The organism is Lachnoclostridium sp. An196 (genome assembly GCF_002160135.1).
In the GTDB taxonomy this organism is placed as follows: Bacteria; Bacillota; Clostridia; order Lachnospirales; family Lachnospiraceae; genus Hominiventricola; species Hominiventricola avistercoris.
Map to the genome: position 1 here is coordinate 75,594 of NZ_NFJZ01000005.1, position 23,627 is coordinate 99,220.

Here is a 23,627-nt window from a genome sequence, read left to right on the forward strand (position 1 = left end):
CAATTTCTAATTCGATTGATCGAGGATTTCCTTGATCCTTCGGATTTCCTCTGTCGCAGACTGACTCACATCAAAAGGCGACTGCCCGCGCCGGTCTGCGTCTATCACTTCCGTATTGTAATGTATAAAGCCAAGCAAATCTTCCTCCGGAATTCTGGAGCGGACAAACTCTTCGTCCTCCGCACCCCGCACCTTGTTCGCGACCACGCGCACCCGGCGGATTCCCAGATCCTCTGCCAGACGTTTCACATTCTTGTAAGTCTGAACGCTTCTTGCGCCCGGCTCAATGACAACAATGAACTGTTCCATGGATTCGCAGGTCCCTCGTCCCAGATGCTCCAGCCCGGCTTCCATATCCATGATTACCACATCTGTGCTGCGAAGCATCAGATGGCTGATAATACGGCGAAGCATCACATGCTCCGGACATACGCAGCCTCCTCCTCCGGTCTCCACTGTCCCCAGCAGCAGCAGCTTTACACCGTTGTAGGTCTTGCTGTAAGTGTCGGGGATATCGTCCACCTTAGGATTCAATTTGTAAAATTGATTGTCGGCTCCCGCGCCCGTGCGCTCCTCCACCAGTTTTCTCATCTTGGAAATCGGTATAATGGAATCCAGTATCTCTTCCGGAAATCCCAGCGCCAGTCCCAGGTTCGCATCCGGGTCCACGTCGGCCGCCAGGACCGTCCTTCCCTCTTCTGCATATAACCTGGCCAGTGTAGCCGCAAAGGTCGTCTTTCCGACTCCTCCTTTTCCGGTAATTGCTATTTTCAATGTTGTCACCCTCCGGTCCATAGATTTGCTGTATATTTTGGTATTAGATACCGATCGCAGCTCTCTTCTCTTCGATACGGTCGATCATCTTGTCAACCAGTTTCTCGATATCGGTCTCAACGGTATAAGCTGCCTCTACCCAGTCACGGACACCTTCCGTCAGCCAGTAACCCATCTGATCGGAACCGCTCACATACGGATCTACGCCCAGGAACGTATCGATACCGGTAGATACCACGTAGTTTCCAATGGATACTGCTTTCTCAGACATCCACTCCGGAGCGCATCCCACTACCGGGAGCTGGGAGATGTTCAGTCCGGAATCTTTCGCAAGTTCAGATACCAGGATCATCATACGGCTGATATCCACGCAGGAGCCCATATGAAGTACCGGCGGAATGTCTGCCAGTTCACATACACGCTTCAGGCCTGCACCGCAGAGATCCTTCGCGCTCTTGTCCATCAGACCAGCTTTGGCTGCCGCCTGTGCGGAACATCCGGATGCAACGACGATAATGTCATTTGCAAGCAGTTTCTTCATCAGTTCGATATGCGCATAGTCCGGACGGATCTTCGGATTGTTGCAGCCTACCATAGCTACTGCTCCGCGGATAACGCCGGAAGTAATGCATTCGATCAGCGGCTTGGTGGTTCCCAGTTCATCCACCTGGGAATTGGTTACGCCGTCCAGCGTCTTTACGATTGCTTCTACGGAGTATCCAACCGTTGCTTTCTGCTTCATATCCGGGATATATACCAGTTCCGGCTTACGGTTCTGGAAGTTGTCGATCGCCATCTTTACGATCTGTTTTGCTTTTTCAGCTGCCGTTCCCACATCAAAACGGATGTAGTCGGAATCCGGCATCTGTGCCACCGGGGAAGTCGTAATAAACTTCGTGTGGAAACATTTGCTCAGAGGCCCAAGAGCCGGGAAGATACACTGCACGTCCACGACGATTGCTTCGCATGCCCCGGTCAGAACCACGTTCTCCTGCTGCAGGAAGTTACCTGCCATCGGAATACCGCGGCGCATAGCCACTTCGTTGGAGGTACAGCAGACACCGGATACGGTGATGCCCTTTGCTCCTACGGATTTTGCATATGCGATCATCTCCGGATCATCCGCATATTCGCATACCATCTCGGACAGGGACGGATCATGTCCATGAACCACGATGTTTACATTGTCAGCGTTCATAACGCCCAGATTTGCCTCCGTATCGATCGGCTTCGGCGTTCCGAAGAGCACGTCGGAGAACTCGGTTCCGCACATGGAGCCGCCCCAGCCGTCGCAGAGACCGGCACGCAGAGACTGGCGGACCAGCGCTTCCGGTTTGGAGGAACATCCCATATGGGTCATATGTAAGGAACATGCAACCTCGCGGTCGATCGCTCTCGGAGCAATCTCCGCTTTCTCCCACAGATCCTGCGTGTGCTGCGGAGCACGTTTCAGCCAGCGCTGATATCCAAACGGTTTTCCGTATTCCATGAGGGCCATCTCAGCCACTTCATGAGCCAGATCATAGATATCTTTTCCTTCGGTCTCCACGCCCCACTCTTTTGCGATACGGATCAGCTTGTCCGGATCTTTTACTTTATAAGCGCCATCTGCAGCGGCATGATACAGAGTATGGCAGATCTCGCGTCCGTGATCGGAGTGCGTAGCTGCGCCGCCGGCAGTAAATTTCAGATAGTTACGTCCTACGATACCGTGTGCGTCGCATCCGCAGATTCCTCTCGGAGCCTTCGGGGTGATACGGCACGGTCCCATGGAACAGATACGGCAGCAAATACCCTGCTCGCCAAATTTACAATGCGGTGTCTGGTTCTTTACGCGAAGCTGCCACGCATCAGCGCCCACTTTTGCGCCCGTCTCCAGCAGTCGGTTAGTAGCGGCTTCAAACTCTTCTACTGTTGTTAATTTAAAGTCTCCCATATAAATCTCCTTTTAAGCAGCCTTTTTACAGGTTCAGGCTGTCTATAATCTTGTATAATGCCTGTCTGACCGGGTTTTCCGGCGGTAGCTCGGTCGTCGGGGTCCCGGCGCTGTCATATTCGTACACGCCTTCGTCATGCGGAACCACTCCCAGAAGCTCAAGCCCCTGCTTCTGGATTTCCTCCTGAACACCCTCGCTTAACACCCCTCCCGGGGCACGGTTCACGATCAGGCCTACTTTTTTGGGCTTCAATCCACATTCCGGAATCAAGCGGGCGATGCGTCCGACCGCCTGAATCCCTCTGCGGGAACAATCGCTCACCAAAATCACGATATCCACGTTCGGCAGAATCCCCCGGCTGATATGCTCCATTCCGGCTTCATTGTCTACCACCACATAGTTATAGTGCTGGGAACGTCTGGCTACCTGAGCGGACAAAAGACCGTTGACAAAGCAGTAACACCCTTTCCCCTGAGTATGTCCCATAACCAGAAGGTCATAGTCGTCTTCCTCCGTCAGCGCGGTATCAAATTTAAACTCGGCATAATCCTGCTTGGACATACCTGCCGGAATCGGGCTTTTTTCAGCCAGCTCCGCTTTTGCAATCTCCTCACGGATGTCACCCAGCGTCGCCTCTACTTCCACGCCGAGCACTTCGTTCAGATTCGCGTTTGCATCTGCATCCACCGCCAGGATCGGGCCTTTCTTTTTTTCTGCTAAGTACTGTATCAGCATGCCGGTCAGCGTAGTCTTTCCCACGCCGCCTTTGCCTGCTACTGCAATCGTCTGCGGCATATTGTCATCTCCTAAAATCTAATTTTTGTTTTTCTCTTATGTCTTTGGCGGAGACACCCCGAAAGAGAGGAGCCTTTTGTTACTCATGGCTTCTGACACTTTCAACATCATCACCCCCCTTTATTTATAGTTTTTATTGCATCCCATGTACAATAATCATTACTTACTCGGCACAGTTGATTTTCACAACTGAATTCGCCAGGTCAACCATAGTAATGGCACCCTCCACAGTAATTTCCTGCCCCATGATGTCCCTGATACAGATCGTCGTACCGTCCACATCAATGCGGCTGGCATTCTTGATCAAAATGCTCTCGCTGTCCTGTTTCTTTCCATAAACCGTCGCAAGACACATAAGGCTCACCTCCTATTTTAAAAGAGACAGTGCAATGGACAATCTCATATTGCCCTTTTCAAAATCTTCCACACCGCGCTCCACCTGAGCAGCAGCATCTTCCTTGCCCTGTTCTCTCAAATGTTTCGCTATCACAGCCAGTTCCTGCGCATGATGTTTGTTGTGATCCAACATATACGCCAGGACCGCCGTATCTTCGTCCATGGACTGTTCCCCATGCGCATGCTCATTATGCTCATGATCATGCATGTGTTCATGCTCGTGTCCGTGATCATGGCAGCAGCCGCAATGGCTGTGATCCTCATTCGTTACGTGCATTGACAAATCTCTCCTTTCCACCAAAAATAGCACATCAAAAACTGATATGTTAATTTTTTGACATTCTTGTCTGTATTATACCCCTTAGGGAGATATTTGGCAAGCAGTTTCAAATAATAGCCAAGCCGAAATATCACATTCACACCTGGCTATTATTTCCTTCTTTTAGATTCCGGCCTGTTTCAGGAGTTCCGGTACTTTGGACTCCCATCCCAGCGCCATGATATGTACGCCCTGGCAGTAAGGTCTGCACTCTTTGATAATACGGGCTGCGATCTCCACGCCGGTGATGCCTGCTTTGGTTTTTTCCTTATCCTTTTTAAGTTCCTCGATCATCTCGTCCGGAACGTGGATGCCGGCCACATTATCGTTCATGAACTTCGCCATACCTGCAGATTTCGGGATGATGATTCCTACCTGCACCGGCTTGCCGAACTGTTTTGCCTTTTCCATAAATTTGATGAATTTTTCCGGTTCGAACACTGCCTGGGTCTGGAAATACTCCGCGCCCGCACAGACCTTTCTCTCCATCTTTGCCAGCTGCGCGTCCACAGAATCGCTGCACGGAGACACTACCGCTCCTTTGGCAAACTTAGGCGGTTCTCCAACCAGTTTATTTCCCCCCAGGTCAACACCTTCCTCCAGCTGTTTCACAGCATGGATCAGGGAAACAGAATCCAGATCAAACACCGGCTTTGCCTGCGGATGATCTCCCAGACTGGTATGATCTCCGGTCAGAAGCAGCAGATTCTCGATACCGAACATAGCCGCGCTCAGAAGATCTGACTGAAGTGCGATACGGTTTCTGTCGCGGCAGGTCAGCTGATAGATCGGGGTAAGTCCCTCATCTTTCAGAGCCTTGCACATTGCCAGAGAACCAAGACGCATGACAGAAGACTGGTTGTCGGTTACATTTACAGCTGTAATACCGCCCAGATAAGTCTTCGCCTCTTCAAGCAGATGCTCAACATGAAATCCTTTAGGCGGTCCCACTTCCGCAGAAACCACAAATTCACCACGTTCAAATAACTCTGTAATCTTCATTATACATTGCTCCTAATCATCATATTTTTTGTGTTTACTGTTGAGACACTTCTTTATCCGTCGCGTAATTGCGCACCTGAGTCGGGCATTTCAGCACATCCAGACGTCCGATCTCCTTCAGGCGTCTGTATATGCGTTCCCAGCCGCATTCCATATTATTGTCCACTTCACACATACCATTCTTTGCGCCGCCGCACTGGCCATTGACCAGGCTCTTGGAACAGGCCGTGATCGGGCAGATCCCGCCGGTCAGATTCAGGTAACATTCTCCGCACTGACCGCAGTCATATTCCAACGGAGTCACTCCCTGAAATCCCGGAAGTCTGCAGGTATCGCAGCCCGCGTAGACCGGCTTCTCCTCCAGATATGCGGAGACTGTCTGCACTCCTACGCCGCAGGAGAATACCAGTACTGCATCAGCGGCATTGATCTCGTCCATATGCTTTTTGAGCCGAAGCTCCATATTCTCAGGATTGCATATATAATCCGTGGTCATGATTCCGGTCACGTTCCCGGCGTCTGCCAGTTCCTTCTGAAGCGCCGCGGCTTCTTTTTCCGGAAAATACACCTCTTTGCACCCATGACAGTTAATGATAAAAACTTTCTTTCCCTCTGTCAGCGATGCGATCGTATCTCTTGCTTTTAACTGGGTAATCAACATATTACTTCATCCCCCTTACGGCATTTTTTCCGGCTTTGATCTTGGCAACCAGCGGGATCTTGGAAGAGCAGATATATTCGCAGCATCTGCACTCCACGCAGTCCATAACGTTCTTGTCCTTCATGCCCTGCCAGTTCTCTTCATCCGCATATTTCGCGAAATACAGAGGAGAAAGTTCCATAGGACATACATCCATACAACGTCCGCACTTGATGCAGGGCTGCTCAACCGTATGATCGGTCTCCACTGCGATGATGCCGTTAGAGCCTTTCATAATCGGCACATTCAGATCAGAAAGAACAAATCCCATCATCGGTCCGCCTGCCTTGATCGTGACATCGTCATCTGTCAGACCGCCGCAGTAATCGATCAGGTCTTTAGTGTTCGTACCGATCTTTACTATGTAATTGCCCGGCTTCTTCAGTTTTTCACCGGTCACGGTCACCACGCGCTCAATCAGGGGCATCCCCTTCTGGATAGCGTCGGAAATGGCCTTTGTGGTACTGATATTGCTTACAATGCATCCCACATCTGCCGGCAGTCCGCCGCTTGGAACCTTTCTTCCCGTCACGCGCTTGATGAGCATCTTCTCAGCTCCCTGGGGATATTTGGTTCTGGCAACTACCACATCCATATTGTCATAACCGGCTGTCTTTTCTTTCATCAGTTCGATGGCATCCGGCTTGTTGTCTTCGATGACGATCAGGCCTTTCTCAGCGCCTGTCGCTTTTATGATCGCTTTCAGTCCGAAGATCACATCGTCCGCAAACTCCAGAAGCACCCTGTGGTCTGCAGTCAGGAGAGGCTCGCACTCGCAGCCGTTCAGCAGGATCGTGTCTACAGGTTTGGCCGGTTTCAGTTTCACAGAAGTCGGAAATCCTGCGCCGCCCATGCCTACGATACCTGCGTCGCGGACAATCTCCACAATCTCGTCCGGCGTCAGGTCGTCCAGCCCTTTATGCGGCTGCACTGACTCATGAAGCGTATTCTTTCCGTCTGACCGGATCACTACGGAGAGACACTCTCCCCTTGTAGCGTGTCCGTGGTTCTCAATAGCCGTCACGGTACCGCTGACGCTGGAATGAACCGGACTGCTGATAAATCCCGCAGACTCGCCAATTACCTGGCCCACCTTCACGGTGTCGCCCACCTGTACTACAGGATTTGCCGGAGCACCTGCGTGCATGGACAACGGAATCACTACAGTCTCCGGATCCGGGAATCTTTCCAAGGGAAGGTGCTCGGTAAACTCCTTACGTTCTGTGGGATGTACGCCGCCATAATAACCGTCGAGCCGGTTCTCACGGACGGATTTGACATATTCTGTCACAAACTTGTGGTCCGCCTTGGAATAATCTCTCATCTGTACCGGCTGATTCAGGAACTCGTCAAGGCGTCCCTGTTTTTCCAGCCTTCTGTAGATTTTCTCCCATGCGCAGTCTTTGCTGCTGTCCACTTCACACTTCCCATTTTTCGCGCCGCCGCACTGACCGTTAACCAGACTCTTCGAACAGTCTACGATCGGACAGACACCGCCTGTGACATTCAGATAGCACTGAGCACATGCGTCACAGCTCTTCTTCGTCAGGGCCATACCGTGATGTCCCCGATAGTTCAGAGAATCTGCCGCTGCATATACAGGAACATTGACCATGTCCGCGACAGTCTGAACACCCAGTCCGCAGGAAATCACGAAAACATGCTCCGTGCCTTCCGGAATCATATCCTGCAATTTTCTCTCAGTCTGGACTTTGTTGCACAAAAAATCGACCTTTGCACTACCTGTGATTGTTTTTCCTTCTTCTGAAACAATTTTCTCAAATTCGTCGCAATCTGGTTCGTCAACGGTCTCAAATTCTTTGAAGCACTTGTTACAGGCGATGATGAACAGGTTGTCCGTACCGGTCAGCACCGATGCCAGTTCGTCGCGCCCTTTCAACTTATACTTGGTATAGTTTTCCAATTGCTCACCTTCCTTATGTAATTGATTTTTAACCATTTAATACATTGTGAAGTATAACACATAATATCTAATTTATCTAGCCTAAAACATATTTTTGCGTCGAAATAATGCATCCTGCACAAAAAGCGGCGTATCCCTTTTATTCCCGGGATATCCGCCGCTCTCTTATTTCAGCCAAGTATGTAATTTTCACTGAGTACTACGCCGCCCGCATCCCCAAATTCCGGAACAGACAGGCAGCTGTTCTGATCCAGATAACAGTGCGTATCCATATGGCTGTTCCAGTCCAGAAATACCACGTTGCAGCACATGCCCAGCGGAGTAAAATCTTCCAGGAAACGGCGCAGCTTTTCTTCGGATATTTCCATACCAGGATCAGCCATATCAATAAGCACGGTAAATGTATCTTCTCTCTTCCCGAACAGGCGCTCATATTCTTCCAGCAGCCCTTTGCTTTTCTTCATCCAGTCGTGCCATTTGAAATATTCTATGATCCTTGCCTCCCGTCCGGTGACCAGATATACCATATCCCGCATCACCGACTTCGTTCCCCGGCCGCTCTGGATCCTCTGCAGATTCCGGATCACTTCCCGAAGCTGTCCGGATGTAAACTCCCTGTCTCTGGCCCATCCGCCCGTCCATTCAGAAAAAGCATGCAGGTTTTCCTCCGAAGTCAGCTCATAATCCAGATACTCCGGAATATGATCCACTTCTTTCTCCAAATCTTCATACATACTCTGAAGGGCAGCCATATATCGTTCAAAAAAAGAGTTTCTTCCCTCTTCCTGATAAATCTCCGGCAGATACTCGGAAAAACTCTGCCACGGAAATTCGGCCTGAAATCCTTCCAGACAGAAACGGCTGTCCGCAGCCGCTCCGGAGACGCTGATCATCACCCAGAGGTATCTGCCTGTCAGCTCATGCAGCAGCATATCGTCCGTATTGACCCTGCGGATCCAGGAATATTGTTTCAGTATCTCGGCTTTCTGCGGGAAGGTCAGGCCGCCGTCTTCCATCTCTTCCCGGAGGTCCGCATCGGCAGCCGCAGCCAGCACTTCATATTTGCAGTTCTCGAATATCCCTGCAAGACGAAGCCTGTGCCAGGTTCCTCCCTGATCCATAGAGTCAAACACCGGTGCCAGCCAGGCAAAATATCCTCCTCCGAACCCGCAGAGGCGATCGTCGTCCGTAAGCTCCATCCGGTACTTTATGCCCCGCCGAAGAGCCAGTCGAAACATATTCACTTTTTTTGCAGTCTTCACCATCGCCGGTATTCCTCCTTGTCCCGCTTAATAAAATCCCAGATCCGCAGCCTCCAGATAGCTGAGAGCGTCTTCTCTCAGAAGAATGTCTCCTCTTTCGTTCTTCACTGCCGCGCTTCCGGTACGTTCCAGAGTCAGCTCCTGTACCCGTTCCACCTCATCCAGCGCCTCCAGTCTCATAAAAAGCTTTCCGCCGGAAATCGTCGCTCCGAACGGATGTTCTTTTCGTTCATAATCAATCATATCTTTCAGGCACTCTATGACCTTTTCCCGATCCCGGGGCGTATCCCGGACCAGATGTATCTTCCCGTGCACAGTAATTCCTACATAAGCAGGCTCCTCAATGCTTACTTTCGTGTTCAGCAGCCGGAAAGGCTCCATGTATGTTTCAATCCGCGCCCGGTATATGTCTGAAAGCCCCGCCTTTTTCTCTCTGCTGTAAGGTTTTACAACCACGACCACTTCATTGGCGCCGCGCAGCTTTCCTGTAATCTCTCCATACACGGTACCAGGAATCACATGTGCAGTTTCCAGCATCAATCCCGGTGTGTTCAAGATCACGCTCTTATAATCTTCTGCAGAAGCCATCCTCTGCTGATGAAACAATTCTTCCTCCATGCGGGCAGCCATCTGGCGAACTGTCTCTCGGCCTTTTCCTCCATGCGCGTCTTCCGGATTCCAGACCCTGCAGGATGAGTCCCCAGCATCCGCGGCAACGCTGATACTTCCGGCCATCACATTACCCTTTTCATACATAGAACACACCAGTCCGGTCACATGAATCAGACAGTTCTGCGGCGGTACTGCCCCGTGGATACCATCTCCAAACCGGACGCACTGAGTATCTCTGTCATAAGTGAATACCTGATCCCGATATCCCGCCTGATCCAGATCTTCCGTGTATTTCCATATGTCAAAGTGCTTTTCCCCGGTCTCCAGCGCCAGGGAAAAACGGCAGATGTCCGGATAATCAAACAGCAGTTCCTGGCCGGCGCAGCCGTCCGTCCGTCCGATCTGCAGTTCCGGAAGGATCTCGCCTTCTTTACAAACCGTTTTCTGCTGTACTACTTCCAAAGGATTCACATAAATCATCCCTATGCCCGGAAGAGCATCATAAGCATCTTCCTCCAGAATGCAGCGGATATAATATGCTTCTCCCATCCCTTCCGGGTGACGGAAACGCTCCATGGCGCTGATCCCGCCCACACGGACAATCCCGCTCTTCAGAAAACCGCAGGTGCCGTCTTCTGTATCCAGATCCGTCCAGCCCGCTTCTCCGAAAAACTGCCACCGAAGACTGCACAGCCTGAAATCCTCATCAAACGGATTTCGCCGCTCATCTGCTTTTATACATATATATAACCGATCCCCGTCGGACAGGGGCTTTTCAAATCCCAGATACAATATCGAAGAATCATGGAAATAATGCGCGAAAGCCCGGGCATATTCTCCGTCTGCTCCCGCAAATGCAGTCAAGTCCATCGCACTGCCGTCGGTTTCACTGATAAATGAGCAGAACCGGTTTCCTGTCCCCATATACTCTTCTTCTGACTCGAAGGGGATCTCGCCTGCCAGGAACCGCGTCCCCGCCGGGATACGGATCTCTCCCTCTTCTCCTTCCACAGCCAGGTAGCATCTGGCTGCCTGAGCAGGGAGCGGTTCGATACCCAAAAGCTTCAGATACTTTTCAATATGCACATCCCCCGTCGCGTTCAGATAATAATTCAACATATCGGTCAGCCACGCATAAGCCTGCAGCACCGTTATCCCGGGATCATGATTATTGAAATCCGTCCACTGGTCCGTCATGGCCGGTATGCGGCTTACTGCCCTCTGTATCATCTGTTCATAGCTCAGATCATCCAGTCTTGGTACTTTTAACATTCACTCACCTCGATATATACCATATGATCTCCATTTACCGCCATGAGAAACGGATCCTGCATTCTCCCGTAAAACTCTTCGTTCACCGGGACTTCTTTTCCCTCCACATATGCCGTCATCACGATCCGCGACACGCTGCACCCGACTATGCCCGCGCGCAGCCGGGCTGTCACCTGAGAAGTTCTCGGCATCTCGCCGATCTCCCAGCCATCTCCTCCCATGCCGCCTTTCAGGGGATCCAGAAATTCCCGAATCAGGTCCTGCGCCCTCTGCTGAAGATCATATGCATGATCTATACCTTCCTTTTCCAGCCACACTCTCACGCTGAACCGTATAAAGTGAGGCTGGATCAATACCAGTTCTTTTCCCAAAGGAATCAGCGAACTGTCTCTCATCAGGCGCTCCCGGATCGCCTTCTTGATCTCCGAAAATACATGCGCGCCTTTTTCATATTCTTCTATCAGGACGGCAATGGTCACACAGCCGGGTCTGTCTTTCCCTTCGGCATCCGTATGATTGCAGCATTTCACCTTCCGCACCCCGTAAGAAACCTGAAAAATAATGTCAAACAGATCACGGTTAGTCACAGCCCGGTTCCTGGTACGCAGCATCCCTCCTGCGAGACGTTTCACGCTTTCCTCTGTATATCCGTCGTACCCGCCGTAGGTAGGGAAGGGGTTGTTTACCGAAGAAATATACCGGATCGCGGATCCCAGCACTTTGATCGAACCGGCAGGCAGATTCGCCTTTGTTCCGGTATAATTGCAGTGATGTACCCGAATCTGGGGGCCTTCCTCCGGTATGCGGAAATTCACAAACGTATTTTTCCGGAAATGGAGCACCCCGTCCGCCATATCCAGCTGGAATGTCCTTCCGCCTTCATATGCCCGCTGCGCACGCTTCCAGGAAACCCATCTGCGCCCCTCTTCCGTATCCTCCAGGATTTCCACTGAAGCACGCAAAAGATTTTGCTGGGACAACTGGATATCCAGAGCTTCTTCCATGCTGTCAAGATAAAATTCTTCAGTCACCGTATTTACGTTGACCACTTTGGCCATATTCGGATAGATTCCGCGGATTACCGGAAGCGCGTATTCCGGATTTTCTTTATTGTAATCTATAAACCGCAGGAAATATCCTTCTTTTCCGAACATGGATCTGCGCGCCATATCTCCCGGTATTACCAGCAGCATATTGCCGGAACCGCAGAAACCGCCCGTATAATCCGACACCCGGACGGGCGCGAAGCCATGATCGGACCAGTATTCTACCTGGAAATCCACCGGACGGTCGCTGTAATTCTCGATATCAAAATACAGGCTGAACGGCGTACCCGAGACCGGAGCGTCAAACCCCAGGTACATGGTGCGTTTCCCATGTTCCGTATGACAGAAAAGATTCGTGTTTCCGCCATATCTCAGATCTTTTGTCACATCTCTTTCATCAAAATTATTTTTGCTCAGGGCATAATCCGCTCCCTGCTTTTCGTCCGCGTACGAATAGGCAAGGTTCAGGGCCGAGATAAACGGACAGCGGTACACGGCCGGCATCCGGTAAATATTCTCTGCCTGCAAAAGCCTCGCCCGGATACGGCCTTCCCTTCTGCCCGCATCATAATCCGCCATATCGGACGGGCAGACGAACTCCAGCGTCACTTCTCCCTCCCGGGATCCGTTAAACATGGCGTTCAGATGTTCTTCTTTGAACAGCCGTTTCCAGCCGGTCACGCTCAGATATTCCCAGCATACATAGTCCGCGACCACTTCAGCCGGACGCATGGACAAGGGCTTTTTCGGTTTTTTCATGATCGCCTTGTATTCTGTGTCGATCTCGGGCATCTCCAGAATTTCTTCATGCACCCGGTAATCCAACCGGAAACGAATCTGCACCTTCGCCCCTTTTCTGCTCAGAACCTCCGGATCGTCAAACGCGAATCCGCTGTAAAGTCCCATTGGTTTTCCGAAAGGATAAAAAGCGCCCGCGTTTTCCTCCACGCCGTTGACATAGACCTCTTCCGGAATCATATTATCCTTTTCAAAGGCAACGCTCACCGTATCCACATAGAGGTCCGGCATCTGTCCGGTACAGGTCAATATCAGACAATAGCATTCTTTCTGCCCCACAGTCGTTTTCCCGGGCATATAATCGTCCATCCTTACCGCAATATGCCCCTCTTCTTTTTTCACATCCGGAAGCGCTTTCTCCTTCCCCCCTATTTCCAGCATGGACCACCGTAACTGATCTGATACCAGAAAATCCAGCAGAGCTTCCTGTTCCCCTTCGCTGACCGCTCTGACATATATCTTCAGTTCCGGACTGCGCACTTCATCGAACAGACTGTCAAAACACAGATACAGCCGGTGCTCTGCCCGGTTCTCTCCCCGAACGCTGAAAGCGGTAAAAGGGGAACGTTCCTCCGGCCCGCAGCTGTGAACCACGATCCGGTCTTCCTCCCGGTCCGTCACTGCCGCCAGAACGGGATTCGCGTCCGTCACCGTCAGGCTGTGCTCTGTCTCAAAGATTACATCTCCGGTCTCCGGAGCTTCCGCCATGGTTCTCGTTCCTTTGGGAACCAGGATCATACCTTCATACCCCGTTACCGGACGGAACTGCACATACCCTTTTGAAGCGCTGACCGGCTCCTTTAATAAAGATTCAAACAGATTCAGGTACTGAATATAATGCTTATCCAGTACCCTGTCATATCTCTCCCGGCATTCTTCCAGCATACTTCCGCAAAGATCGGTCATGACGGAACCCGGATCATCCCCTCCGTGTTCATAGGCAAATTCCGGAACATAGGAGTTCATTGTTCTCTGCAGTTTTTCGTATGTATTCTCCATCATCTCCGCTCTCTCCTTTCTTCCGCCTTACAGTTCTCCGATCCCTTCTTCCAGATAATATGGAAATACCAGATTATTTGGATTGTTGGTTGCTCGTACCGTGTAATGAATATTCAGATACACAGCCCCCCTGTCTGTTCTCCGCCTGTCCACATCCACTTTCACATTGCGGATCCTCGGCTCATATTTGGTCAGCGCGTCCTCCACTTCATGGCTGATCCGCACTGCGAATGCAGAATCCGGCACATCAAACAGATACTCATGAACCGCACACCCGAAATCCGGCAGCATGGCCCTCTCTTTTTTCCGCGTCATTAAAATAATATAGATCGACTGGCGGATATCTTCTTCATTCTCCGCCATCACAAACTGCCCGGTAGCCGGGTCGATCCTGGGAGGAAATGCGAAGCCTCTCCCCAAAAATGCTTTTGTTCTGTCCATACCTTTCCCGCCTTTCATCTCCGACTGCCGCGCTCCTATCAGTTCACCTGTACGACGGCTCCCTTCAATGCCAGCGGACCGGATGCCTGCACGTTTACCTGTGCCTGTCCCTTCAGATCTACCTGCGCCCCTTCCATCTTAAGAGACGCGTTTGCTTTCAGCCCGATCTCATTGTCGGCTGAAACAGAAACTTTGGAAGCTTTCAGCTGGATATTTCCTCCGCTTCCATCCATGGTCAGCTCTGTGCTCCCTGCTTTCAGGCTGATCTTCTTATCTGCCTGCACAGACACTCCGCCGTTTTTATAATCCAGTTCCAGAAAATTTTTTCCATCCTTATCCGCCACGCGCACGCTCTCCTTTTCATCGTCCGCCGTGATCACATGTCCTTTGGGCGTGGTCAGTGTAATATTTGCTTTCCCTTCCTCCTCCTGGATCAGGATATCCAGACCGCCCTTGGTTTTCAAATGCTTCTTTAAATTTTTATCGTCAAAGCTGTCATTTACAATGGATGCCCCCTCCGGATACAGACTTCCCAGCAGGAAGGGACGTTTCAGACTGCCGCCGATAAACCCTACAAGTACGGTCTCATCGATCTCCGGAACACAGTACATCCCATAGTCTTTTCCTGTATACGGGGAAAGCAGCCGCACCCATTCGCACATATTTTTCCCGGTCTCCCAGACAGTGAATTCTACTTTCACCATTCCTTTGAAATCCGGATTATTGTTTTCCACCACCGTTCCCTGGACGAATCCGGGGACGGTCTGGCTGTCATAACGTTCATTTTCTTTCTGCAGCAAATCGGTTATGGAATTCACAGACTGTCCACCTCCGCCTTCAAATATGTACGGTAGCCGCTTCTGTCCACCACATGCCGCACACAGGTCACATAATATTTCCGGTTCATACGCGAGGACAGCTGATCCAGCTCCACATAGCGTCCCGGCGCCAGTTCCGGGATTCCGATACATTCGCAGTCCATCTGTCCGAAACGGGCAAGCCCCGCATCCAGGCGGGTCTGAGCGCGTAATTTGGCCTCTGCGGCGTCCTTAACGCCCGGCTCATAATAAACCTGATGAGAATCTCCCATCATTTTTTTCGGGCCGGAACCGCTGCCATACGTTCCTGCCGGCGATGCCTCTCCGCTGATCTGCTTCCCGCTGGAAGCATCGATGCTGCGCACCTCGATCTTTTTTACCAGTTCCTGTCCCGATATCGTGAAACGGGCATTGAGCAGCCCTTTTCCCGGAACCAGCTTCATGATCGGAGAAGTCACTTTTCTGCGCTTTCGAAAATACACCTTTCCCTGCAGCACAAAAAATTCAAATCCGTTCTTTGAGGCCTGCTCCACAATCAGGTCATAGTCCGACATCATGTGGCTGCGCAGCGGTACTTCCTCTTCCGGACATCGATCCAGCTCTTTTCCCGCCAGATAGCTGCTGGCCGGCGTTTCTCCCAGAACCGCCGAAACTACGGCGTCCGCACTTTTCTGGGTAAAAAACTCCATCCGCCGGGTCTTCATCAGGAGCCCTTTCAGATCCATGCATTCCACATAAATATCAAAGCCGCTGCCATCTGAACCGTACCTGTATTCGATCCGGTTAATGTATCCTTTAAACACCGACTCCAGACGTACATATCCCAAGGATACCTCCACGGTCTCGCCCAGCTGCAGGACGTCTGTCTCGCTGATATAGTCTGTCAGTTTCGGTTCATAAGCCCCGATCACCAGGAACGTACACCCGGAGGCCTCGAATCCGTTGGTCAGCTCCAGTTCCAGTTCCCCGATCTGAAGTTTTTCCCCCGATATCAGTTTCCTGCTGCCCACCTGAATCTCCAGCTCCGGAGACACAAAACCATTGTATTTCTTTTCCAGTTCCGCATAGGTGGCGGTAACACTCATCAAATCCATATGCTGCCCTCCGTTCCTGCTTCTACAGCGCCGGGATCTTCAGACGTTTTGTATAATCCACTTTTCTGGGATTCAATATCCCATTTTCCCGTGCGATCTCTTTCCAGCATGACGCATCGTCATACTCCATGTCCGCAAGCATCCAAAGTTCCTCTCTGGGGTTCATCCTGCGGTACTTTGTGCGGTCCGGGGACTGGCGCGGATTTGCCCCGATATCATTCAGGAGTTCTTTTTCTTCGCCTTTTATCGACATCTCTATATTCGCCCTCACCGGCTGTCCGTTTCGGTTGAACATCTGGTACTGAATCGTCAAAGAAGTCACAATGCCGTAAAATTCCATAGTCCCCCATGAAAAGCAGAGCAGATCATTTTTATGAGAATCAGGAGTGATCTTCGTGAGCATGGACAGATCTTTGCAGATCCCCGCCAGTTCATTCTCATCTTTTAAATAATCCGGATATTTTTCAACTTCATCGTCTTCTTCTACATAGGTTGTCGTATCCAGACGAAGCTTAACCTGCATCGTGGCCAGGCTTTCCTGCTCCTGCTGCTGCTGTTCCGGCGTTGCGTTCTGTCCTTTTCCGTTCGTTTCACTGGAATTAACGCCCCGGCTGATCGAATACTCGGCAGGATTAAACTGAACCTCTATAGATTTCTTCTTGTTTTTGTCAAGAGGATCCGGATATGTCAGAGTCGCCTTGATCAGCGTCCCGTCTCCCCAAATCAGTTTTCGTCTCTCATCATTGGAAATCATTACCGAAATCCTCTCCTTTCCCTCTCTGTCTTCAGTCGTTCTTCCAGTCTGCGGTAAACCTGGTCCGCGATCCTGCCCACGCTTTTATCCAGCTGCAGGTTCAACGCGCGTTCCATCTGCCGGGCAAGCTGAATGCCGCTTTTCCCTTCTGTCAGCAAAGACGGCTGGTTCGTAATAACCTCCCTGACGATCTCCTTCTGGCGTTCCATCAGTTTTTCCTGATGTATCACAGTCTTTTCTTTCTCAGTTCTGATCTCCGTGACGATCTCTTCTACTTCTTTTTTCAGCCGTCGGGTTTCCTGCTGTGTTTGCTGCGGATCCGGTTCTCTGGCAAAAACCATCGCAGCAGGATCCGGACGCATCGTCAAGGACGCGTTTTCACCCGGAAATCTCATCCGGACACCCGCACCGTTTTTTTCCGCTGTCAGGGAACCTCTATATTCCATCATTTTTTCTGACCGTACACGTACCTGATAAGCTCTCAGGACCGTCTCAAGCGCTTCTTTTGTCTCCGGAGCCTCTGCCCGATTTCCGGCATAATCCGCAAGTACCTTTTCTATCTGCTGCAGAGCTACGGATCTGGCTGCCGCTTTTCCTCCTGTATGCCCTGCAGCCGCATCCGCTCCCCGAAGTATCTGTTCTGCTGTTTCATGGACAGTCCGGTCCAAAATGACGGATGGTTCCATCCCATAGCCGGCCAGACGCCCCGAAAGTACCGGACTCATGCCCGGTTCCGCAGATACGGTTCCCCGCCGGATTTCCGGAAGGACCGTTTCGATAATCTCACGGCGGATCTGCGCCGTCTCATCCCGGGTGTACTCCAGTACTGCCGGTGCCATCTCAAATCTCCGGAATACAGCGCCTTCTTTCTTTCCAGTCTCTGCGCTCAGATGAAACATCGAATCCGCATGCCTCGTCACCGACTCTGTAAACTCTCTGTTTCTCTGTATATGATCCTGCAGTGCAGACTCGCTTTTCTCCTGTTCTTCCGATGTCCGGTGCACCGCCTTTGCCCCCTGCGCCGTTGTCTGCACAGACACGGTATCCTGTGGCGTCTGACGCGCGGACACTGTATCTTCCGGCATCCGCCGCACACTCTTTGTGTCTTCTGATGTGCTGCGCGCAGACGCAGTGTCTTCCGGCATCCGCCGCGCGGATATTTCTTCTCCGCGGGACTGTGATGCCTGCGGCTGTTTTTCCGAGATTTCTTCCGCTTCAGAACGGTCCCCGGTCTCTTCCAGATAGACGATCGGGATGTCCGCATCTGCGCGGACAGATGCATGCCTCATCACCGACTCTGTAAATTCCCTGTTTCTCTGTATATGATCCTGCAGTGCAGGCTCACTTTTCTCCTGTTCTTCCGATGTCCGGTGCACCGCCTCATCCTGCGCCGTTGTCTGCGCAGGCACGGTATCCTGTGGCGTATGACGCGCGGACGCGGTGTCTCCTTCCGGCATCCGCCGCGCGGATATTTCCTCTCTGCGGGGCTGCGATGCCTGCGGCTGTTTTTCCGGGGTTCTTTCCGCTTCCGAACGATCCCCGGTCTCTTCCAGATAGACGATCGGGATGTCTGCATCTGAGCGGACAGATACTTCCTTCGCCCTGTCTGCATGCTCTCTTTTTAGCTCTGCCTTTTCTTCCACCTCTCTGGCAAAATCCAGGCTTCGCCTTATGGCGTCGTCCCAGGCATTTCTTTCTTTTTCATCTGCCGGTCCTAAAGATGCAGGCTTTGCTTCCCGGCTCTGCAGCTCCTGCGCTGCCGGAAATTCTGCCGGCGCTGTCTGCCGGACCGCGTCTGTCTGCTGCGCGTCCTGCCGGACCGCGTCTTCCTGCTGTGCATCCCGTCGGACCGTATCCTCCTGCTGTGCGGGATGTGCGGCAGGCTGCCCGGATGTTTTTTGCCCTTTCGCAGACAACACTGAAACAGGCGTCACCGGCCCCGCTTTTTCCGCTGCCCTGCCTTCTGTTTCATATTCCTGCGTCCGCGCTTCTTCAGGATATTCCAGGGACAGGAAATCGGTACGCTGTCGCGGAAGAACATTTCCTGCGTCCTGAAAAAGAAAAGAAGTTTTCTGTTCTGTGCTCCCGGTCTGCCTTCTGGCCTCTGCCAGCGCTTTTTCCAGAAAATAGGTCTGTCCGGCAGACTCCTCTTCCGGATAATTGAAATGCACCGGCTCCTCTGGTACAATTTCTGTTCTCTCCCGGCGTTTCGCCAAAGACTGTCCCGCAGATTCCCGGAATACAGACCAGGTCTGTCCGCCCGGCTGCAAGACCCGGTTCTCCGGATACCGGTCCGCATAATACTGCTGAACCGTTGTCGCATAAATACTGCTGTTATATATATTTTCAAGTTTCCGAAACAGAATTGTCTGTTCCTTCTGCTCACTGTTTTCTTCTTTCTGTGCCGGAAGCAGCCGTTCTTTCAATATCTCCAGCTGCCTTGTCCCGCCCTCTTTCATGAGCGTGCGGATCTCCCGGCTAAAATCCCGTATCACCCGTTCCCGGGCTTCGGGCATCTCTTCTCTTACCGCTCTTTCTATCTGCTTTTCCAGACCAGGATAAAGCGGCTGATAGATCCGGTTTTCCAGAATCTGCGTCAAAAAAGTCAGATTCTGCCGATACAGGTAATTTTCTTCTTTCAGATTTGTAACCTGAAAAAGATTCGTCACATATTGTTTCTGCTCACGAATCCCCTCCGGTTCCGGATCCTCTTCTTCTAAATATACCATCGGTGCGGATTCATAGTCGTATCCGAAGCCGCTGTGTTTTTTTATGATGCTGTCCGCGAAATCCAGAAAACGGCTCAAAGTCTCCATTTATCACAACGCCTCCGTCCTGCTGTTCATTACCAGTCCCAATCGTCCGGATCCATACCGCTCTTCTGATATCCGTCCTCTTCCAGCCTCTGGTACGTCATCTCCAGCGTCAGCGACATGATCCCGCTGTTCTCCGCATTCAGCTCGCTCAATGACGCCTTGCGAATCATGCATCCCTGCAGCTCATAGGATTTTACCGTCTCCCCTTCCGCCCCCAGCACATAGATCGATACCTCGCCCCGGATCCGGCGCCCCGGATAGTATTGGGTAAATTCGTCCTCATTCTGCAGCAGCCCTCTCTCCAGCGTCAGGATCTTTTCTTCGCGGACCGAGTCCCCCACGCTGTATACCATCCAGTTTCGTCCGCCTTCCACGAAAGTTTCCGTCGGGCGCGTCATCTCCAGTCCGGATATCCTGCGGAACGGAACCTGCTTCATGCCGCCCAGGAAAACATTAAAGTTATAACCCCGGCGGTATAATTCTCTGTTCTTGCTCTGTTGGGATGATTTTGCCATAACTCCGCCTCCGTTACACTTCAAATATATTTTTCGGTTTTCCGGATACTTTCTTATGAATCTCCGAAATCTCCGCGCAGAATCTCCGTCTGGTCCGGTGGTCCAGCTGCATCACGGTTTCATAGCTCCAGTGAAAATAATAAGCCAGGAAAGAAATCTCTTTATACAGCTCATCCTCCGGATACACGGCTATTCCGCCCTCATAAAATTTACCGGTTTTTCAAATTTCTCGCCGCAGTGGGGACACACGCAGGTCTCCGTCAAAGTGTCCATGGAGTTGATCGTCTGGTACATATTCTGCAGGAACGCCAGATCGGCGGAAAACAATTTTTCAATAGTCGCCGGACGAATATGCTGCAGCGTCCCCAGCGAAGTGATCACACGGGACAACAGGATAATGGTCAGATAACCCGGGTTGTTCACCACTCTCGGATCCCTCAGCGGAAGGATCTCATCCGCCGCCGTCGCCAGCCTCATAACCCCTTTTTTATGGATCTCTCCGTTCTCGTCTACATATCCTTTTGGAAGTTCAAATTCAAATTCTGTAATCAGTTCCATAAATTCTCCTTTTCCTGCGGGCAGCGGTCCGGGCGGGTCTGTGACGCCGCCCTCCGTCTGCCGCAAGGGATTCCTGCGGCCGTCATGCCGCAGACACCTCCCCTGTCAATCCGGTCTTATTTAGCTTTCTCTGTCCATGGACTCATACACCAGTTCCACGCTCTCAAACGCGATCTCACTGGAGCTTGCGTTAAAATCCGGAGCCGTATATTTGCTCGGCCATGCGTTGTAAAGATTCCACACTGCCAGCGCGGTCTCCCCGTCATCGTCAAACAGGGTGATCGTCACGTCTTTGTTATGATCCTCGCCCAGAGAAGTTCCCTGAGAGATAGAGGTTACCCACTCATAGAAACTCATGGAGCTGGTCATGCCCCATTTCAGAGTTACGTTTCCGAATTTGGTCAGTCCGCTCATTTTTCTGGACCAGTTTACGCCTTCATCGCCTGTCCTGTACTCGATTACGTCGATACTCGCGTCAAAACCGCTTACCTCTGAAAAGCTCGCCTCGGTGATGCCGTCGATCTCGACCTTATAGTTATATTTTTTAAATGGATATGCCACGTTGCTGTTCCTCCTTTACTATTCTTCTATAAGCCTTATGACTCTTCCATAAACTGAGTAATCCTGAAGATAACGAACTCAGCAGGGCGGCTGGGCGCCACGCCGATCTCGCAGATCAGACGGCCGTTCAGGATATCGTTCTGGGACATGGTATCTCTGCCGATATTAACGAAGAAGGCCTGATCTTCCGTAGTTCCTACCAGAGCTCCGTTTCTCCACATGTCGCGCAGGAATGCGCGGATCGTTCTTCCGACTCTCGCCCACAGCATTTCGTCATTCGGCTCAAACACCGCCCAGTTGGTCTGGGATTTGATGCTCTCTTCCAGATAGATGAAGAGACGGCGTACGTTGACATATTTCCACAGGCTGTTGCTGGAGCAGGTTCTTGCGCCCCATACACGGATTCCCTGTCCGGGAAGCGCGCGGATCAGGTTTACGCCCGCCGGATTCAGGATGTCCTGCTCTGCCTTGTTGTACAGGCAGGAAAGTCCGATGCAGTTATATACCACTTCATTTGCCGGAGCTTTATGTACTCCGCGCTCATTGTCTGTTCTCGCGTAGATACCGCAGACAGCTCCCGAAGGCGGAATGTATGCCGGTTTCTTGTTCAGCGCGTCATAGATCTGAATCCACGGATGATACATTGCCGCGTAATCGGAATCGATCTTTTCCCTGTGCGCCAGCACATCCTGTGGTTTCACCAGCTCCTGCGGCACATCCAGGACCGCGAAGCTTGCGCCGGTATTGGCGCAGTGCGCAACCAGGGCCAGCTGTACTGCAGGACTCGTCACACCCGGGATCGCCATGATGCTCACATTATTCAGCTCTTTGAACGCTGCCAGTCCGGTTCTCTTGCCGGGACCTCCGTCCACGCCCATGAACACATCGTCGGTGATGCCTTTCTTTCCTCCGTCAGAACCGCCTGCCAGGAAGACCACTGCCTTCTCCGGATCCGCGGCCGCCGTAAATACAGACAGAGGATTCACCGCGTCTTTTGTCTCGCCGGCGGTCACATCCACCAGTTCGGATTTCGCCATTACCTTTGCAATATAGGATGCGGAAGACACGTTCAGGGAAACGCCTTCATACAGCTCCACCGCATCTCTGTAGGTTACTTCCACATTCATCTCGCATACAGAGATTGTTTTCTTCGGAACCGGATTCTTGTCTACCAGGTCTTCCTTCACCGGCACAGCCAGAGTGATGGTATTGCCCTGTGCCATGGCGATCTTGTTATAGCCGGTCACCTTTCCGTTGTTGCGGATCACGATCGTATCGCCTTCTGCAAATGCGGAACCATTTGCCACCGTATAAACCTTGCCTGTGGCGTCATCGCCGGTTGCCTCCAGGACCGCCGTCTTGCCCTTGGGCGCCGCCACTGCGGTCACTTTGATCTCGTTGCCCCATTTTCCGGGATTCTTTGCAGCGATCGTGATGCCGTTCGCTGATACGGACGCCGCAGTCGCATCGGACGCCACGGTACGCATTACGTAGCAGCGGGATCCTCCGTTCGCGAAGAACTGCTCTACCGCGTAAGCCAGATAACGATATTCTCCGTAGGTGCTCTCCGGCAGATATCCGCCGAATTTCCGGTTGAAATCCGCGAAACTGGTCACGAATTCCGGCGTACCTACTGTCTTTCCTTTTTCCGCCATACCGATAAATCCTGCGGTACTGGTACTCACACCCTCCATCGGTCTCATGCCGGACTCAAATTCCTCTACGTATACTCCTGGGGATAAATATTCTGCCATGTTTTTGTTTGGTTTTGAAGCGTATGCTTCTCACCCATCCTCCTTTCCATTTGGTTGACATTTTTATTCTACACTATGGCACCATAGTTGTAGTCGCGGGTCCCGGTGATACGACCTGTATCACACCGGCCCAGTTACACATGCATTTACACGTGTTGTTTACTGCAGGTTTTCCTCCCACCAGTACGGTTGGAGAGCCTGGTGCCCAGGGCGCGGCAATCACCGGTATGCATGGCATCGGGGTCAGTACTCCGAGAGCTGCTGCGGTTGCGGCTGCCACCTGCGGATTTGCCAGGGAAGTGCACATTCCAAACGGCATGATGTTTACCATGGGCACATTGTCCATGATGCAGGCAGCAGGCATATTGCTGCACAAAACCTTTCCGGCCGGAAGTACATTCAGCGCAGACGGCGCCATTCCAAAACTGCACATGAGCTGCGCTCCCGACGTTACAATGATAGACACGTTTGACCTCCTCT

At 51.6% G+C, this 23,627-nt stretch carries 22 protein-coding genes; all 22 read right to left on the reverse strand.

The window, feature by feature from the left end; translation table 11 throughout:
* Positions 1-6: 6 nt before the first annotated feature.
* The 22 genes from B5F29_RS07375 to B5F29_RS07480 all read right to left on the reverse strand — a co-directional run bounded on the left by B5F29_RS07375 (position 7) and on the right by B5F29_RS07480 (position 23,613).
* Entirely contained in the window at positions 7-774 is a 768-nt protein-coding gene (locus B5F29_RS07375; RefSeq protein WP_087154014.1) for an ATP-binding protein, read from the reverse strand.
* 43 nt (positions 775-817) lie between these two features.
* Positions 818-2,710: an anaerobic carbon-monoxide dehydrogenase catalytic subunit gene (cooS, locus tag B5F29_RS07380; RefSeq protein ID WP_087154015.1), complete on the reverse strand. Its 1,893-nt coding sequence runs from the start codon at positions 2,708-2,710 to the stop codon at positions 818-820.
* Between the two features lie 25 nt (positions 2,711-2,735).
* Positions 2,736-3,506: an ATP-binding protein gene (locus tag B5F29_RS07385; RefSeq protein ID WP_087154016.1), complete on the reverse strand. Its 771-nt coding sequence runs from the start codon at positions 3,504-3,506 to the stop codon at positions 2,736-2,738.
* A 163-nt stretch (positions 3,507-3,669) separates the two neighbouring features.
* Entirely contained in the window at positions 3,670-3,861 is a 192-nt protein-coding gene (locus B5F29_RS07390; RefSeq protein ID WP_087154017.1) for a CooT family nickel-binding protein, read from the reverse strand.
* A 12-nt stretch (positions 3,862-3,873) separates the two neighbouring features.
* A complete protein-coding gene (locus B5F29_RS07395; RefSeq protein ID WP_087154018.1) occupies positions 3,874-4,179 on the reverse strand; it encodes a hypothetical protein in 306 nt (101 codons plus the stop codon).
* A gap of 165 nt (positions 4,180-4,344) precedes the next feature.
* On the reverse strand, positions 4,345-5,223 hold the full coding sequence (locus B5F29_RS07400) for a methylenetetrahydrofolate reductase (RefSeq protein WP_087154019.1): 879 nt from the start codon (positions 5,221-5,223) through the stop codon (positions 4,345-4,347).
* A gap of 34 nt (positions 5,224-5,257) precedes the next feature.
* A complete protein-coding gene (locus tag B5F29_RS07405; RefSeq protein WP_087154020.1) occupies positions 5,258-5,884 on the reverse strand; it encodes a methylenetetrahydrofolate reductase C-terminal domain-containing protein in 627 nt (208 codons plus the stop codon).
* A 1-nt stretch (position 5,885) separates the two neighbouring features.
* The gene (gene rsxC, locus B5F29_RS07410; protein WP_087154021.1) at positions 5,886-7,847 is read right to left on the reverse strand and encodes an electron transport complex subunit RsxC; all 1,962 of its coding nucleotides are present in this window, start codon (positions 7,845-7,847) and stop codon (positions 5,886-5,888) included.
* A 170-nt stretch (positions 7,848-8,017) separates the two neighbouring features.
* Positions 8,018-9,112, reverse strand: coding sequence for a hypothetical protein (locus B5F29_RS07415; RefSeq protein ID WP_087154022.1), 1,095 nt, complete (start codon positions 9,110-9,112; stop codon positions 8,018-8,020).
* 24 nt (positions 9,113-9,136) lie between these two features.
* Positions 9,137-10,993 carry a hypothetical protein gene (locus B5F29_RS07420; protein WP_087154023.1) on the reverse strand — a complete coding sequence of 619 codons (1,857 nt, stop codon included), beginning with the start codon at positions 10,991-10,993 and terminating at the stop codon, positions 9,137-9,139.
* Positions 10,987-13,839, reverse strand: a complete 2,853-nt coding sequence (locus tag B5F29_RS07425; protein ID WP_087154024.1) for a baseplate J/gp47 family protein — start codon at positions 13,837-13,839, stop codon at positions 10,987-10,989. The genes B5F29_RS07420 and B5F29_RS07425 overlap by 7 nt, the downstream gene beginning before the upstream one ends.
* 24 nt (positions 13,840-13,863) lie before the next feature.
* Positions 13,864-14,277: a GPW/gp25 family protein gene (locus B5F29_RS07430; protein ID WP_162608382.1), complete on the reverse strand. Its 414-nt coding sequence runs from the start codon at positions 14,275-14,277 to the stop codon at positions 13,864-13,866.
* A gap of 38 nt (positions 14,278-14,315) precedes the next feature.
* Complete coding sequence (locus tag B5F29_RS07435; RefSeq protein WP_087154026.1) at positions 14,316-15,095, reverse strand: phage baseplate assembly protein V; 780 nt, start codon at positions 15,093-15,095, stop codon at positions 14,316-14,318.
* Complete coding sequence (locus tag B5F29_RS07440; RefSeq protein WP_087154027.1) at positions 15,092-16,189, reverse strand: phage late control D family protein; 1,098 nt, start codon at positions 16,187-16,189, stop codon at positions 15,092-15,094. The genes B5F29_RS07435 and B5F29_RS07440 overlap by 4 nt, the downstream gene beginning before the upstream one ends.
* A gap of 22 nt (positions 16,190-16,211) precedes the next feature.
* Positions 16,212-16,943, reverse strand: coding sequence for a CIS tube protein (locus tag B5F29_RS07445; RefSeq protein ID WP_087154028.1), 732 nt, complete (start codon positions 16,941-16,943; stop codon positions 16,212-16,214).
* Positions 16,943-19,759, reverse strand: a complete 2,817-nt coding sequence (locus tag B5F29_RS07450; protein ID WP_087154029.1) for a hypothetical protein — start codon at positions 19,757-19,759, stop codon at positions 16,943-16,945. Before B5F29_RS07450 ends, B5F29_RS07445 begins: the two co-directional genes overlap by 1 nt.
* 29 nt (positions 19,760-19,788) lie before the next feature.
* Complete coding sequence (locus B5F29_RS07455; RefSeq protein WP_087154030.1) at positions 19,789-20,274, reverse strand: phage tail protein; 486 nt, start codon at positions 20,272-20,274, stop codon at positions 19,789-19,791.
* A gap of 13 nt (positions 20,275-20,287) precedes the next feature.
* Positions 20,288-20,461 carry a DUF6760 family protein gene (locus B5F29_RS07460; RefSeq protein ID WP_191393664.1) on the reverse strand — a complete coding sequence of 58 codons (174 nt, stop codon included), beginning with the start codon at positions 20,459-20,461 and terminating at the stop codon, positions 20,288-20,290.
* Positions 20,462-20,463: 2 nt separating this feature from the next.
* Positions 20,464-20,832 (reverse strand): hypothetical protein, encoded by a 369-nt coding sequence (locus tag B5F29_RS07465; RefSeq protein ID WP_087154135.1) that lies wholly within the window; start codon positions 20,830-20,832, stop codon positions 20,464-20,466.
* A 120-nt stretch (positions 20,833-20,952) separates the two neighbouring features.
* Positions 20,953-21,393, reverse strand: a complete 441-nt coding sequence (locus tag B5F29_RS07470) for a phage tail protein (protein ID WP_087154032.1) — start codon at positions 21,391-21,393, stop codon at positions 20,953-20,955.
* A 35-nt stretch (positions 21,394-21,428) separates the two neighbouring features.
* A complete protein-coding gene (locus tag B5F29_RS07475) occupies positions 21,429-23,087 on the reverse strand; it encodes a phage tail sheath subtilisin-like domain-containing protein (protein WP_334293253.1) in 1,659 nt (552 codons plus the stop codon).
* Between the two features lie 133 nt (positions 23,088-23,220).
* Positions 23,221-23,613: a DUF4280 domain-containing protein gene (locus tag B5F29_RS07480; protein WP_087154034.1), complete on the reverse strand. Its 393-nt coding sequence runs from the start codon at positions 23,611-23,613 to the stop codon at positions 23,221-23,223.
* Positions 23,614-23,627 lie beyond the last annotated feature (14 nt).